Source organism: Helicobacter equorum (assembly GCF_900198655.1).
GTDB classification, from domain to species: domain Bacteria; phylum Campylobacterota; class Campylobacteria; order Campylobacterales; family Helicobacteraceae; genus Helicobacter_F; species Helicobacter_F equorum.
Genome location: NZ_FZPO01000015.1, coordinates 57,718 through 74,431, shown reverse-complemented (window position 1 = coordinate 74,431; position 16,714 = coordinate 57,718). Strand labels below are relative to the sequence as shown.

Genomic DNA, 16,714 nt, shown 5'->3' with positions numbered 1-16,714 from the left:
CTTGAAAGTGTATACAATTAAGATTTAAAAAGTTTGAAAGATTTTGCAACAAAGAGTGTTGCAAAACTAACAACCAAGATTTTAAAAACTATCACACTTTGGGTATGCATAGATTCAAACTCTGGTGCTTGAGTATCTGTGGTATTCAGAATATAAGGCATATAGTAGAGGTTAAAAAGCAAGATCATCATAATACTCACACCAGCACTCAACATAACCAACACCCCAGAGGTTCGGAAAAGACGTGCTGCAAAAAGTTCAAAGACAAAAATGATTATACCAACAATATAAAGCAACATTGACAGCTTTTGAAAAATAAGCCCCATCAAAATACCACTTTGCTCTATGCTAATGGGTATAGACAAAATCTCGCCAGCTCGAAAGATTATGGGTGCACTCATAATGCCACATGCAATCATTGCCCCCACGCACACCCCAAGCAATAACAAATATGCTGAATCTATGCCACGAAACGCCATTTAGTCTTGCCCCTGACGCATAAAAGTTGGAATATCATAATGAACTTCTGTAATACCATCTCCTGAAACCCTACGAATCTCTCTAGATTGATGAGTGGGCGAAACACTAGAAGAAGTCATTTTAAGATTCTCTACACTCTCTTGTGCCACAGATGCTTCTACCACCTCATCGGCAAAGCCTGTAGCAATAAATGTGATACGCACAAAATCATCTAAAAAACTTTCATTGGTATAGATTCCGCACTTATAGATTGTTTCATCGGTTTCATACTCACCAATTCTATCAAGCACTTCCTCCATCTCTTCTCTAGGATAATCAGGGTGAATCTCCAAACATACAAGAATCCCTTGTGCGTTAGTTACATTGACATTCCCCATCATCTCTGAAGATAGTGCGTTATTCAAGGCTTGATTGGCTGCATTAGCTCCTTGGGCTTCACCCATACCCATTACTGCGAGTCCTCTGCTTTTCATCACAGCTGAGACATCAGAAAAGTCTATGTTGATATTACTCTCGCCATCACCTCCAAGAATAATATTTGCCAATCCTTTAACCGCATTGGCAAGCACACTATCAACTTTTGCCATAGCCTCTCTGTTGCCTATACCACCTTTTGAAGATATTCTATCATTGGGAATAATAATGATACAATCACTCTCTGCCTTAAGTTCCTTCTTACCTGCTTCTGCCACTTTTGCACGCCTTTTGCCCTCATATCTAAAGGGTGTAGTAGCTATGGATATAACCAAAGCCCCAGTTTCACGCATAATCTTAGCAATCACGGGTGCAGCTCCTGTTCCTGTTCCACCACCCAAACCAGTAGCAATAAAGATAATATCATAATTTTTGAGTAGCTCGCGTATCTCCTCTTCACTTTCTACGGCTGCTTTTTTTCCTTGTTCAGGATTTGTCCCAGCTCCCAAACCATTGGTAGTTTTTTTACCTAACTGAAGTTTAATGTGCGCCTTATTGTGTTTGAGATGTTGAGCGTCCGTATTAGCGGCTATGAGTGTCACTTCTTGCTGTATACCATGAGAAATAAGATAGTTGATAGTGTTACAGCCTCCACCACCTACGCCAATGACAGCGATACTTCCTATCTGTCCGTTCGTTATCACATCACTTCCAAGCTCTTGTATATCTAAAATATTACTCTCCATCACCATATCCTCATATTAAAATAATTGGCTTAACCATCTCCAAGCACGTTGCAAGAGATTATCACCCCCAACTTTGACACCACTTCCCTCTACATCGGTATTTTGTGTTTTTTGTTTAGGTTGCATAGGTAAAACTTGTTTTTTTATCTGCAAGTCTTGCACATTCCCCTCTTGAAATCCACTTGACAAGCTTTGTATAGTAGGTTGCATACCATGACTTTTGCGCATTTTTATCGTATTTTGCATTGTCAATTCGTAATTTGTAAAATACCCTGACGCATACAATACAAGTCCAACTGCTGTCGCCATTTCAGGATCTTTTAGGATCTCAAATCCCCCATTTACTCCAGTTGGAATAGCTATCCTTACTGGCAATGGATGCATAACACATGCTTGGTGTAAATATTGCTCAAGATTTTTGAGTTTTGTCATACCACCAGTAAGCACCACACCCCCACCAATCTGATCTCGCATGCCACTATTTTCAATAATACCTGCCAATACATCAAGTGTTTCACGCACCCTAGCTTCTGTAATCTTGTGTAATGTCGTAACAGGAATAGTTTTGTTCTCGGCATCTTTAGAAGAAATATTAAGTCCTCTTTGTGCATCGCCCTCTTGCACAATCATATCAACATATTCAACCTTGAGCTTTTCTGCCACATCACGCGAAATACCAAGCACTCTAGCAATATCTGAAGTAATATGTGCAGAACCTACAGGGAAATAACTCCCATAACACATTGACGCACCACTATAAATCATCAGATCACAAGTTTGTGCTCCAATATCAATACATACCGTACCTTGTCTGCGTTCCTCTGGTGTAAGCACAGCTATAGAAGATGCATAAGAACTAAGCACAATATCTTCTACTTCAACTTCGCACTTTGTGAGAATCTTTTTGAGATTTTCTACAATAGATTTTTTTGCCATCACAATATATGCATGACATTCAAGGTTATCGGCATTCATAAAAAGTGGGTCTTCAATAGGAACTTTATAATCCCTAACTGAAAACTTATAAGGTAACACATGGATGGGCACATATTCCTTTTTTAAGGATGCATTATATACACAAGCTTGCATAAGGCGTTCAATATCACGAATCTGAATCTCAGCGCGTTCTGGAATATTAGCCACAGCACTTGAGGAAGTATATTCTACATGGGCTCCAGAAATAGATACAATCGCTTTTTTGGCTTTGATGCCTGCCATATTTGTCGCATCTCTTATGGCTTGTCGTAAGTTTACGCTCACTTGCTCAATATTTGTAACAATGCCTTTTTGCACTCCCTGGGATTCACACGTGCTCCAACCTATCACACGAGGAGCATCACCGATAGTTTCTGCGATAAGCACATGAATCTTGCTTGAGCCAATGTCGATGGCTAAAGTAGTGTTATTAGGATTAAGATCTTCTTGCATATATGCTCCTCATTAATCAAGATCCATAAAAATTTTTGGTGGATAATGCCTGTTGAGATACTCACCAAAAAGTATCATATATACTTGCTGCTTAAAGTATGCACTCATTGAATGTAATTCTGTGGCATTTGGTTTTTCAAGTTTTTGATCAGTGATCTTATATAAAAGCATTTTTTGTCCTAATGGAATAAATCCACTCTTAGATTCTGAGTGAAAAATCTGCCCTAACACTTCCATAAATTCCATTGCGTTAAGTCCAAGCTTAGAGATGCGCTCAATTTTATCTTGGGAAAGAGAATCTAAAGACCAAAACCCTATATCCACACCCTTAAAGGTTTCAAGCTGCTTTTTCGCACTCTCTTGTAAAAGCTCTGCTTGTTTATGAACTAGAAGTTGGGCTTTGGCTTCATCTCTTGCTTCTTCATATGCCTTTGGTTGCGCTGGAGTTTTGCTAAGAATCTTTATGATCACATAGCCATCATCTTGCTCAATAGGCTTTAGAGTTTGTCCCTGCGGAGAATCTTTAAGTGTCTTTATAGCCTGAGTATTTAAGATGACACCTTGTGCTTGTATAAAATCCTCATTAATAAGCGCGATCTCTACGACCTCTCCTTTTAGCTCTCCATCTTTAAAGAGTGCATAGCTTCTACTTGCGCCTTTCCAAGCCTGATCTTTGCGCTCTAAATCCACGATTTCTTCTTGAATAGATTCAAAAGGTGGTATATTGCCATTTTCATCTGCAAACATTCCCTTACTAGTCTCATAACGCTTTTGTATCTCTTCATCACTTACAGACTGATTTTTGGCTAATACCTTAATATATTCAAGCTGAATTTTTTCTGGACTACGCCATTGTGTGCTGTGTTCTTCCCAATATGCTTTAATATCAGCATCACTAATAGTGAGTTTTGGAGCTTCAAGGATTTGTATTGCAAGTCTATCTTGTATTCCCATAGGAAGCGCCAAACTTAACTCTTCTGTCTTGGATGTCGGATCTACCATAGACAAAAACCCATAAAATACCTTTTGGGCTAATATATCATTTTTGAGTTGTTCTTCGTAATTATCTGTACGCAACCCCATTGAACGCACGGCATTTTTATATACCTCATCATTAAATACACCATCTACCATAAAAGCCTCTGTATGACGCAAAAGTTCAAATACTTCTTCATCGCTCACCTGCAAACCCAAATCCTCACCAAAAGCTCGTAATTGAGCTTGAGCGACAAGTTTTTGCAATGCCTGTATAGGCAATCCCATAGCCTTTGCACGCGCCTCATCAAAATCACCTTGAGATCGTTGCATCTGCTCATTATAGAGTGCTTGGTATTGTGTGTAATACTCATTCATACTAATCTTTATATCTCCAACCTTAGCAGCTCTATCAGCATTAAAGCTAAATCCGCCACCTCCCCACGAGATCGCACCAGCACCAATGAAAGCAATTGCACTAATCCAAATTGTAATCACAAGCCATTTTTTATGTCTTTGCATCCATGTTATCATTACACAAAACCTTAGAAATTAAAAATATCAAAAAGTTTAAAGAGGCTAATTCTAACCTAAAGACACTTTAAATTCGATTATATGACACATTTTCTTAGCAAGAAATATTAAAAAAGCATATTTGGTTGAGGGAATTTCAAGAGTTCATATGTCTTATGTGTAGCAATCCTACCTCGGGCTGTGCGCTCAAGATAGCCATTTGCCAATAAATAGGGCTCAATAACATCTTCAATTGTCCCCTGATCTTCGCTAAGTGCCGCAGAAAGTGCACTAAGACCCATTGGCTTTCCTCGATTTTCAGCCAAAAGTCCTAGATAGCGCAAATCCAAACTATCAAACCCCAATTCATTCACACCTAATTGTTCTAGTGCATAATGCGTGCATGTGGCGCTAATACTTGCTTCTTGTGCCACTTGCGCATAATCTCGCACGCGTCGCAATAATCGTAGTGCAATCCTTGGCGTGCCACGAGAGCGCTTGGCAATCTCTTTGCTTGCTGCAGAATCTATGCGTGCATTCAACTTATTACTTGCTATTTGCACGATATTATCAAGCTCTTGTGTGGAATAAAACTCCATTCTAAAATTCATACCAAACCTATCACGCAAAGGGTTTGAAAGCATACCTGCACGAGTAGTAGCGCCAATAAGCGTGAATTTGGGTAAATCGATCTTAAGCGTTTGAGCAGCAGGTCCTGAACCGATGATGATATCAAGCCTAAAATCCTCCATAGCTGGATAGAGAATCTCTTCTATCGCAGGGCTTAAGCGATGAATTTCATCGATAAACAAAATATCCCCATCGCTTAGATTTGTCAAAATCGCCGCCAAATCGCCGGTTTTTTCTATCATGGGCGCAGCAGAGACTTTGATATTAGCACCCATTTGTTGGGCAATGATATGGCTTAGAGTAGTTTTTCCCAATCCTGGAGGTCCAAAAAACAAAATATGATCTAAACAATCATTACGCAATTTTGCTGCTTGGATAAATACTTGCAAGTTTTTCTTGATATTTTCTTGTCCGATGTATTCTTCCCACGCACTAGGACGCAAACTTGTTTCGTTATCTTCAAAATCTATACTTTGAACTTCCACAATGCGATCAATATGTAATTTTTCCATACCTTAATAACTTTCCTCATCATTTGGAAATGCCTTTGAGCGCACATCATCGGCATAGTGCTTCATAGCTTGGCTTAAAAATTCTCTGCCATTTGCATAATAACGCACAAATTTGGGTTTAAATTCATTAAAAAATCCAAAAACATCACTCCACACGAGAATCTGTCCATCACACTCTACACCAGATCCTATCCCAATCACTGGCACACTGACTTGTTGCGCAATAGTAGTTGCGACTTCACTTTTTATGCCCTCTAGCAAAATCCCAAACGCTCCTACACGCTCCAATTCTTTTGCAAGATCAATAAGCTCTCTTGCTTCTTTTGCATCTTTGCCCTTTATCTTGTATCCACCCTCACCACGCACTGATTGTGGTTTTAATCCAATATGAGGCATAATCGCAAAGCCCTCTTTAATGAGAGATTCTATCATACCTAATTTATCCGCATTCACTTCAAGTTTTAGTGCATCACAACGCGTTTGTGTGTAAAATTTCAAGGCATTTTTTAGTGCCTCATCGGTGTTATAATAACTCCCAAAAGGCATATCTGCCACAATAAGCGCTCGCTTAGCTCCAGCACACACTGCTTGTGTGTGATAAATCATAGAATCTACACTAATGCCAAGTGTATCACTACTGGCATTAAAACTCATATGCAAACTATCCCCTACTAAAATCATATCCGCATATTCATCAAAAATCCCTGCCATTAAGGCATCATAAGCGGTAATAGCGACAATTTTTTGAGCATTTTTCTTGTAGTTTTTAAATGTTGGGAGTGTTATTTTTTGCATTGTTTCCTCCTTGGATTCGAGCTTGTTTGAGTATATATAACAAAAAACAATACTCCTGTACCTATAAACATTATAATACTAAGAATCTGTCCCATAGAAAGCCCCAAAGATCCATAATAGCCCATTTGTGAATCTGCTTCCCTAAAAAACTCACACACAAAACGTGCCAATGCATACCCCAATCCATACACCACACTCAAATACCCATCTTTTTTACAGAATCTAAAGGCAACAGCCATTAACACAAATACCACAATGCCTTCCAAAAATGCCTCAAAAAGCTGACTAGGGTAGCGTAATTCCCCATCGACTAAAACACCCAAAAATGCGAATGCCGAATCTGAATCTATCACACGCCCAAAAAGCTCGTGATTTAAAAAATTCCCAATTCTTCCAAGCACATAGGCTAGAGGTATTGAAAATGTCGCAAGATCAAGATAACGCAAAATAGGTTGTTGTTTAATCACACAAAAAAGTATCGTGACAAGCAAAAATCCAATGACACCGCCATGATAGCTAAATCCTGCAATCCCTACAAATTCGCCTTGTGCATTAAAAGGATTAAAAATCTGCCAAGGGTGCATAAGATAATACACACTATCACCATAAATAAACAAATACCCAATCCTAGCACCCACAATCACACCAAGCTCTGCCCACAAAAAATAACTCTCTAAATATTTAGATTCTATATCAAATCGTTTCTTAAAACGTTTGAGTAAAAATGAAGCAATAAACAGCGCAAGAAGTAATGCCACAACATAGCATAATCCATACCAATGCACCTTAAATCCAAAAATCTCAAATGCGATAGGATCAAAGTATGTGTAGAATAGATTCCACGCACTCCACTCTTCCAACTCACTCCTCCTCTTTTATCTTGATGCTAAATACATCAACTAAGTCCAAATCCTCAAAAAATGCAAACATACGAAATGTATCAACAATCACTTCAATAGGAAATTTATCATAAATATGCAACTTGCATAAATAGCCTAATACATAAGAATTAAGTGGATGGGCTCGCACAAAATAGATTCTAAATACATCGCCCTGCAAGGCATATTTACCCTCTTTGTCATTATTGTGAAAAGCTTGGATATAGTATTCTAGCTCTTGCTTGAAATCTAAAAAGGTGGTATATGTCTTGATTTTGCCTACGACTTTTAACGCTTGTATGCCATCTTGTAAGGCTATCTTTAAAATCTCCACCATCTGCTCCATATGATATTCTAAGACAAACTTTGCGCGAGATTCTAGCAAGAGATACTTTAGAAAATCTAAAAATAAGACGCATTCCCCTGCCATTTGCATACTTTGAGGATTTATCAAAACTGCATAGATATTTTGGGCTGAACAAAAAATCCACTTTTGTCGGCATAATCTTACACACAATTTTGCGTCTAGCCAAAAATTTTACATTGTGCAAATAGCGATATTTGGTAGATTCACTCAATTTATAATGATAAAAATTATGCTCTAAAATATTACTTCCCAACTCAAAAATAGCGAGCAAAAACTCTTCTTGTTGCGTAGGCGTAAGAATGTGTTTTGTATCATTTCTTGTGTTGTGAGAATCTATACGCCATAAACGCTCTAGTCTATCTTGCACACGATCGACACCTGTAAAACTAGGTTTAAAGACAAGGTAATAACACAAAGAGTAAAATCTTATAGGATAAATTCTTTTGGCAATGGCGATATGATCTCATACTGCAATAAGCGTATTTTATGCGCGTGTAAAAGTAATCGCCGAGCCGATATGCCACCATACACACTATCGCCCACAATCGGATGATCTATGGAGCTTAAATGCACGCGAATCTGATGTGTTCTACCAGTAGCAATCACAACTTCAAGCAATGTCTTTTTACCAACCACGCCTAAGGGCTTAATGTGCGTAAGTGCTTCTAAACCATGTTTATCAACGCGAGATCGCGCAAATCCTTTTTTTATCGTGGTTATGGGTTTATTAATACTAAGAGGTTCTGGGATAATCCCACTCACCACGGATCGATATTCTTTATACACCTCGCGCCGTTTAAAAGCTTCCTTGGCTTTTTTACTAAATACATTTCCGTCTTTGGTAAGCAAAATAACACCGCTTGTCTCTTTATCAAGTCTATGAAGCAACACCCACCCATCATCCTTATAATATGCTTGTAGGTCATAAGATTCTATAAATGCAGGCTTATCAATAGCCAAAAGCTCATTATTCATAAAAAGCACTTGTGGCTTTGGAATCTCCATAATACTAAAGTGCGTATTTTGAGGTAACTCAGTGCGTGCAAGAGCAAGCTTCTTGCCATTGACAAGCACAAGCCCCTTATCAATCAGGGCTTTAGCTTGATTATGAGAAAGATTTTTTTGGGTAGCCAGAAGTTTATAAGCCTTTTGCATGAGAACTTCTACCAAACCCTCTCTGCATTACGCTTGTATTTTCGCTAAAATCGCATTAAATGTAGCGCTAGAACACATCACACTCTGTACTTTGGCATCATCAAATTTATAATATCCGCCCAAATCTACAGAAACTCCCTGTGCATCAATAAACTCTTGATGAATCTTAGATTCATTTTGGTTGAGATCTTGTGCGATAGGGGTAAAAAATGCACCTAAATTGCTATCTTTTGTTTGTGCACCAAGTGCTTGTGCAAAATACAACGCAAGATAAAAATGGCTTGTGCGATTATCATCTTCTTTGACTTTGCGAGAAGGGGCTTTATTATTGTCAAGCCATTTTGCAATCGCTTCATCAAGGCAGTCTGCTAGAATCTGTGCCTTAGCATTACCAGTTTTTTGTGCAAAAAACTCAAGGCTTGCTTGTAATGCCAAAAATTCACCCAAGCTATCCCAACGCAAATGGTTTTCTTCTATAAGTTGGCTTACTTGTTTTGGTGCAGATCCACCAGCACCAGTTTCAAACATCGCACCACCTTTGAGCATAGGCACTACTGAAAGCATTTTAGCACTTGTGCCAAGCTCCAAAATTGGGAATAGATCTGTAAGGTAATCGCGCAATACATTACCTGTAATAGAAATCGCATCTTTTCCAGCCCTAATAAGCTCAAGGCTTTTAAGACATGCTTGTTTTGGTGCTAAAATTTCTATATCTTTACCACACTCTTGCAAACGCGCCTTGACAAGATTTATCATAATTTTATTGCTTGGACGCTTTTCATCAAGCCAAAAGATTGCTTTAGCACCTGTAATGTCTGCTCTCTGTATTCCTAAATCAATCCAATTTAGCACCGCATCGTATTTAACTTGGTTGGCACGATAAACATCCCCCACTTGCACCTTATGCTCCAACAACACAGAATTTGTGCGTTCATCAACAATTCTAAATACTCCATTGCTTGATGCAATAAAAGTCTTATCGTGTGAGCCATATTCTTGAGCTTTTTTCGCCATAAGACCCACATTTGAGACACTTCCCAATACTCTTGGATCAAGTGTGCCATTTTTGCGCAAGTCTTCTATCACTGCTTCATAAATTGTCGCATATGTCTTGTCTGGAATACACGCATTTGTATCACATTCTTTGCCATCTTTATCCCAAAGTCTTGCACCATTTTTTAGCATTGCTGGCATAGAGGCATCAACAATCACATCACTAGGGACATGAAGGTTTGTAATGCCCTTTTGTGAATCTACCATGGAAATAGGTGCTCTAGTAGCTAGAATCTCACGATATTTTTGCAAAATTGCATCTTTTTTGCTTGAAGATTCTATCTTGCTAAGCAGTTCAGAAAGTCCGTTATTTGGATTCACGCCAAGCTTTTGAAACTCATCGCCAAACTCCGCAAAGAGATCTTTAAAATACACTTGCAATGCATGTCCAAAAATCACAGGATCGCTTACCTTCATCATCGTAGCTTTTAAGTGAAGAGAAAACAAAATATTCTCTTTTTTAGCATAATGTATCTGCTCTTCATAAAACTCTTCTAGTTTTTCTACATCCATAAATGTTGCATCTAAAATTTCATTTTGTTCCAATTTTAGGGCACTTTTTAACACCTGCATTTTGCCATTTTCATCGATAAATTCAATTTTTACACTTGTAGGCTCTGTGATAAGGACTGCTTGTTCATTAGCAAAAAAATCGCCCTCACCCATATAGGCAACCCGACTTTTGCTATTTTTATCAAATGGCACGACCTTATAAGGATTTTTCTTTGCGTATTCTTTGACGGCTTTTGTGCAACGTCTATCAGAATTCCCTTGTCGCAAAACTGGATTCACTGCTGAACCCAACACTTTTTGATATGCTTGTTTAATATCTTGCTCTTCTTGTGTCTTTGGTTCATCAGGGAAATTTGGTACATTATAGCCCTTTTCTTGAAGCTCTTTAATCGTGGCTTTAAGTTGAGGAATTGATGCAGAAATATTTGGAGTTTTTATCAAGTTTGCCTCTGCTTGATTCACAAGCTCACCCAGTGATGCCAACGCATCTGGGAGTCGTTGCTCTGGCTTGAGGCGATCTGAAAATTGTGCAAGCACGCGTGCAGAGAGAGAAATATCTGAAGTCTCTACATCGATATCTGCCTTACTCAAAAATGCCTTAACAATAGGCAAAAACGAATATGTCGCTAATGCTGGAGATTCATCTGTGAGTGTATATGTGATTTTCATCGCAACCTTCCTTTCAAGAATGAGATTAATTGTTTTGCTAAAAACTCATACAGTATAACAAAAACTAGACTAATTCACACAGAGTTTCATAAGATTTTTGCCCTATAAGCATTGTGTGTGTTACTTTTTACACATCGCTTAGAATTGAGCTTAGAGTTTTAATATCTTGCCCCAAGGCAAGATACCATACAAGCTAAGCACCTTATTATAAGGTCGCCATATCGATGACATAGCGGAATTTTGCCCTGCCTGTTGTGAGATTTTCATATGCCTCATTGATTTGGTTTGCCGAGATAATTTCTGTCTCTGGATAAATCTTGTGCTTGAGTGAAAAATCTAGCATTTCTTGGGTTTCCTTTATACTGCCAATGAGTGAGCCATACACTTTTTTGTGGGCATTAAAAATAAGTCCTTGCGCTCCAATTTTTGGATCCACTTCAGAAGGCGGGAGCCCAACAATCCCCATTTCTCCACCAAGCTTAAGGAGCTTGAGATATGCTGTAATATCATAAGGCGTAGGAATAGTAGAAATAATAAGATCAAATCGTTCTATAACGATCTTAGGATCTGTCGTGTCATATAGCTTTGTAGCACCGAGTTTAAGGGCATCTTGTTCTTTATTTTTGTTTCTTGCAAAAATAAAAACTTCAGCACCCATTTGCTTAGCATATTTAAGCGCCATCATACCAAGCCCACCAAACCCTGCTACAGCAACTTTATCTCCAGCCTTTACCTTGCTAAATTTAAGTGGTGCGTAAGTAGTAATCCCTGCACAAAGCAATGGTGCGACCTTTTCAAGTGGCGCATCTTGTGGCACCATTATGACAAACTTTTCACTTACTACAATATTGTTAGAGTATCCACCATAAGTAGGCTCATTATTATGGCAATAATCTTTGCAGTCATAAGTAGCGACCATACCGCGTTCGCAATACTGCTCGTTACTTGCCTTACAGGCTTCGCATTCCCCACAAGAATTGACCATACATCCAACCCCTGCATAATCTCCGACTTTAAATTTACTTACCTTGCTACCAACTGCCACAACACGCCCCGCTATTTCGTGTCCTGGCACCATAGGATAGATTCCATTGTGCCATTCACTGCGTGCAGAGTGGATATCGCTATGGCAGATTCCAGCATACAAAATCTCGATTAAAATGTCACTTTCTCCCAAAGTATGGCGAGAAAATTCAAAAGGTTTGAAGGTATCATCTTTATGTTGCACCGCATACCCTTTAGCGGTGATTCTTTTGCCTTCTTTGATTTCATTGAGGTTTGAATCTAATAACATCTCATCTCCTTAGATAAAAAATAAAAATGTAATTATAAAAGATGAGAGCTACTCTAAGTCAAGAGAAAATTCTAGATTCTATGGCAATTAACGCACCTTATAGACATAAAAATACAAAGGTAATCCATATGTATTCTGATTTAACACGACTTCACCTTGAACTCCCTTGTTACGCACAAATTCTTTGATAAAAGCCTTTATACCAAGCCGTGGAATCTCATAACCAAAATCGCTTATATGTAAAAGCTCATAATGTTGCTCAAATTCCTTGAGTTTTTCTTGTGTAATATTTAAGAATGTATAAGGCGTAAAGACCACAATGTCACCACTTTGCTTAGGCACAGTAGCATTACTCCTAAAAACACTATATGGACTATTAAGATTTTCTTTTCCTAAAAGGATATTATCTATTTCTATATCAGAGTATAAATCAAAATCCTCCGCCCCATAAAACTTAAGCCATGATCCAAAGCTGTGATACACCTCTACGCCAGAAGCACGATTGACACCCTCTAAATACATATGCGTATTTGGATGTTGTTTAGTATAAGCACTCAAAAATCCTAAGGTATCTTGAAAGTTGTTTGGCACAACCTTATAGAAGGCAAATTGATATGCACTCACAAAAAGACTATTGCTTATATACAATACCAAGCAAACTATATAAATAACCCTTATAATGCGTTGTCTCCAATAATACATACCCATACCCATAAGCCCAACAAGCCCAAAAATATAGGCAGGAAGTGGATAATGCGTATCGCCAATCTTAAGCACAATATACTCGACACACAAGGCTAATGCTCCCACCAAACTTGCATCAAGAAGTGGGATATATGGAGATTTTTTGGATAACACCATAAAGATTCTACACAACACAAAAAGTGGCACTGCAACAAACAAAAAAGGTTCTTGTAAGATATAAGTAAAAACAACTTTTGCCATAACAAAGAGTTGATTATATGGCGTATCACCGTATGATCCTGCAGTGTGTTTGTGTGTTACTACGACTATTACATAGACAAGTAACCACACCACACTACTTATCACAATGGCTATATCAAAAACTTTATGAATTCGGAGTGATTGCTTATAACTCAAAATACAATGCACAAAACCAAAAATGCCGAGCATTACAAATGCTGTTTCTTTATAATATAATGCAAGATTTGCACAAACCACACCCAAAACTAAAACAATCCAAGACTTAATGTTTGTGTGTGCATACACTACATACATATAACATGCCAAAAAAAGACTAAAAAATACAAACTCCATACGCTCTGGCACAAATAATCTAAGCCAAGCAGTAATAAATGCGGGAGAAAAGATACAGAGCAAAATAAATCCATATACCACATATCGAGCATATAAAGATCGTGTATATGAAAATACAAATCGTAGCAATGCATATCGTAAACACCATACAACAACAATCAGACACAAAGCATTAAAGGCATAAAAAATCTTTGCATTTGGAGAAAACAAATAACTCAAAACATTCCACTCTTGTCCATCAAGCGGATAAAACCGCCCAATATCTGCGTGAATAAAAAATGGAATATATTCACCTATAAAGAGAGTCTTAATAAAAGTATGATCATCAATAACACTAAAAGTAGCCCAAGAAGCTACTAAAATCGCATAACCTACAACTAGTAACCAAAATACACTCTCTATCAAAATTCCGTAGAGAGGATATATTATCTTGTTATTGCCCCCCCCCCCCGAACTACATATTTCATTGTCACTCCTTAAACGTAAAATATATCAAGATTCTCTACATAATCCCCTGAATTTCTTACAAGAGATGTTATTCACCTATTGGCTGCTCATCTTCTTGTTTTTGTTTAGGGCATTTATTGGCATAAGCCACCTTGTCATTACCGACATTAACAATTTTCACCCCACTTGTATTGCGCCCAGCCTCGCGGATTGCTTCTGTATCAACCCTAATCATTTTTCCAGAACTTGTAAGCACCATCAAATCCATATCTTCATCATTAACATTCACGACACTTACAAGTTTTCCGGTTTTTGGTGTGAGTTTCATCACAATCACGCCCTTACCACCGCGAGTTTGCAGTCTATATTCTCCAGCGATTGTTTGCTTACCGATACCCTGCTCACTCACGGTTAAAAGCTTATCATTGTCATTATAAATCGTCGTAGCTCCCACGACAAAATCCTCATTAGCCTTAAACCTAATCCCTGTTACCCCTCTGCTCACGCGCCCAATCTCACGCACATCATCGACACAAAATCGAATACACATACCTTGATATGTGGCAATAAAAAGCTCCTTGACGCTAGGTGTGATGATATTTGCACCCACAAGTTCATCATTCTCATCAAGATTGATCGCCCTCACTCCCACACTACGCACATTTCCGTATTCGCTTAGGTTTGTGCGTTTGACAATACCATTTTTTGTGAAAAAGACAAGAGATTTATCCGCATTAAAATCTGTTGTCGTAATAGTTGCCATAATCTTTTCATCAGGTTGTATATTGACAAGATTAACCACTGCCTTGCCAATGGCTGTTCTCCCTGCCTCTGGAATCTTATACACCTTGAGCCAATATAATTGTCCCTTGTTGGTAACAAACATAATCGTATCATGCGCATTTGCAACAAAAAAAGATTCTATAAAGTCATCATCGTGTGTATTTCCACTTATTTTGCCTTTGCCACCACGATTTTGTTTTTCATATGTCTTGAGCTGGACACGCTTGACATAGCCTCTATGACTCATAGTAACCACAACTTTTTCATTTGGAATTAAATCTTCTACATCTATGGCATCATAATCTTCTTCAATCTGTGTCTTGCGTGGTGTGCTAAATTTTTGTTTAATCTCTATAAGCTCTTCTTTAATGATTTCTTTTAATTTCTCTTCACTACGCAAAATAGATTCTAAACTTGCAATCTCTTCTAAAAGCTGTGCATATTCGCTCGCAATCTTATCACGCTCTAACCCTGTGAGGCGTTGCAAACGCATTTCCAAAATGGCTTTAGCTTGCAATTCAGAAAGACTAAACTTTTCTACCAAAGCATTTTTTGCATTTTCTGTATCTGCGCTTGCACGAATTGTCGCAATCACCTCATCAATGTGATCAAGTGCAATTGTAAGACCCTCTAAAATATGAGCTCTAGCCCTAGCTTTTTCGAGCTCAAAAATACTACGACGAATAATAATTGTCTTGCGGTGCGCAATAAAAATCTCCAAAAGCTCTAAAAGTGTAAAAATCTTTGGTTCTTTGTTATGGATAGCAAGAAGAATAATCCCAAATGTGCTTTCCATTGTCGTGGATTTAAAAAGATGGTTAAGCACAATCTCACTCATCGCTTCACGCTTAAGTTCGATCACTACACGAATTCCCTCTCTATCAGATTCATCACGCACTTCCGAGATACCCTCAATCACTTTTTCTTTTGCAAGCTCACTAATTTGCTCTACAAGTTTTGCCTTATTGACTTGATAGGGCACCTCATCAATGACAATAACTTCTTTTGTTTTGGTATGTTCAATATGTGTCTTGGCACGCACCTTTACTCGTCCACGACCTGTGCAATAAGCTTCTGTGATACCTTGTTTGCCATAGATTATCCCTCCTGTAGGGAAATCTGGTCCTTGCACAATGGATAAGAGATCTTGTGTTTGGGCTTCAGGTATATCCAAAAGATATAATAATGCATCGACAATCTCATCAAGTCTATGTGGAGGGATAGAAGTCGCCATACCCACAGCAATACCACTTGATCCATTCACGAGAAGATTAGGAATACGTGTGGGTAAAATCAAGGGTTCAGTAAGTGTGTCATCATAGTTGCCTACAAATTCCACCGTTTCTTTTTCTATATCGCGGAGCATTTCCTCACTTGCTGCTGTCATACGCGCTTCTGTATAACGCATTGCCGCCGCACTATCGCCATCAATAGAACCAAAATTTCCCTGCCCATCGACAAGCTCCAAACGCATAGAAAAATCTTGTGCCATTCGCACTAGCGCATCATATACCGCAGAATCCCCATGAGGATGATACTTACCAATCACATCACCCACAATCCTTGCACTTTTTTTATAGGGCTTTCGTGAGGTAACACCTAATTCATGCATAGCATACAAGATTCTTCTATGCACTGGTTTTAAGCCATCTTTGGCATCAGGCAACGCACGCCCTACAATCACACTCATAGAATAATCAAGATAACTTTCCTTTATGCTGTCATCGATACGAATATCTGTGATATTTCCATGCTCTAGCAAATTTTCCATAATTCCAAACTCC

General features: G+C 38.4%; 13 protein-coding genes. All 13 read right to left on the bottom strand.

Annotated elements, in window-relative coordinates:
• Nucleotides 1–17: 17 nt before the first annotated feature.
• The gene (locus C6H22_RS03840; RefSeq protein ID WP_104694017.1) at nt 18–479 is read right to left on the bottom strand and encodes a DUF4149 domain-containing protein; all 462 of its coding nucleotides are present in this window, start codon (nt 477–479) and stop codon (nt 18–20) included.
• Nucleotides 480–1,640, bottom strand: a complete 1,161-nt coding sequence (ftsZ, locus tag C6H22_RS03835) for a cell division protein FtsZ (protein WP_158654614.1) — start codon at nt 1,638–1,640, stop codon at nt 480–482.
• 15 nt (nt 1,641–1,655) lie between these two features.
• On the bottom strand, nt 1,656–3,068 hold the full coding sequence (gene ftsA / locus C6H22_RS03830; RefSeq protein WP_104694015.1) for a cell division protein FtsA: 1,413 nt from the start codon (nt 3,066–3,068) through the stop codon (nt 1,656–1,658).
• A 12-nt stretch (nt 3,069–3,080) separates the two neighbouring features.
• Nucleotides 3,081–4,577: a peptidylprolyl isomerase gene (locus C6H22_RS03825; RefSeq protein ID WP_104694014.1), complete on the bottom strand. Its 1,497-nt coding sequence runs from the start codon at nt 4,575–4,577 to the stop codon at nt 3,081–3,083.
• A 107-nt stretch (nt 4,578–4,684) separates the two neighbouring features.
• A complete protein-coding gene (gene ruvB / locus C6H22_RS03820) occupies nt 4,685–5,698 on the bottom strand; it encodes a Holliday junction branch migration DNA helicase RuvB (protein ID WP_199769802.1) in 1,014 nt (337 codons plus the stop codon).
• A 3-nt stretch (nt 5,699–5,701) separates the two neighbouring features.
• Nucleotides 5,702–6,493: a 3-methyl-2-oxobutanoate hydroxymethyltransferase gene (panB, locus tag C6H22_RS03815; RefSeq protein ID WP_104694013.1), complete on the bottom strand. Its 792-nt coding sequence runs from the start codon at nt 6,491–6,493 to the stop codon at nt 5,702–5,704.
• Nucleotides 6,481–7,353 carry a prolipoprotein diacylglyceryl transferase gene (gene lgt / locus C6H22_RS03810; protein ID WP_104694012.1) on the bottom strand — a complete coding sequence of 291 codons (873 nt, stop codon included), beginning with the start codon at nt 7,351–7,353 and terminating at the stop codon, nt 6,481–6,483. Before lgt ends, panB begins: the two co-directional genes overlap by 13 nt.
• A gap of 1 nt (nt 7,354) precedes the next feature.
• Entirely contained in the window at nt 7,355–7,825 is a 471-nt protein-coding gene (locus C6H22_RS03805) for a hypothetical protein (protein ID WP_233707021.1), read from the bottom strand.
• Between the two features lie 339 nt (nt 7,826–8,164).
• Entirely contained in the window at nt 8,165–8,893 is a 729-nt protein-coding gene (locus tag C6H22_RS03800) for an RluA family pseudouridine synthase (RefSeq protein ID WP_104694011.1), read from the bottom strand.
• A 27-nt stretch (nt 8,894–8,920) separates the two neighbouring features.
• The gene (locus C6H22_RS03795) at nt 8,921–11,128 is read right to left on the bottom strand and encodes an NADP-dependent isocitrate dehydrogenase (protein ID WP_104694010.1); all 2,208 of its coding nucleotides are present in this window, start codon (nt 11,126–11,128) and stop codon (nt 8,921–8,923) included.
• A gap of 205 nt (nt 11,129–11,333) precedes the next feature.
• Nucleotides 11,334–12,422 (bottom strand): NAD(P)-dependent alcohol dehydrogenase, encoded by a 1,089-nt coding sequence (locus tag C6H22_RS03790; protein WP_104694009.1) that lies wholly within the window; start codon nt 12,420–12,422, stop codon nt 11,334–11,336.
• Between the two features lie 87 nt (nt 12,423–12,509).
• Nucleotides 12,510–14,105 (bottom strand): hypothetical protein, encoded by a 1,596-nt coding sequence (locus tag C6H22_RS03785; protein ID WP_233707020.1) that lies wholly within the window; start codon nt 14,103–14,105, stop codon nt 12,510–12,512.
• 130 nt (nt 14,106–14,235) lie between these two features.
• On the bottom strand, nt 14,236–16,701 hold the full coding sequence (gyrA, locus tag C6H22_RS03780; protein WP_104694007.1) for a DNA topoisomerase (ATP-hydrolyzing) subunit A: 2,466 nt from the start codon (nt 16,699–16,701) through the stop codon (nt 14,236–14,238).
• Nucleotides 16,702–16,714 lie beyond the last annotated feature (13 nt).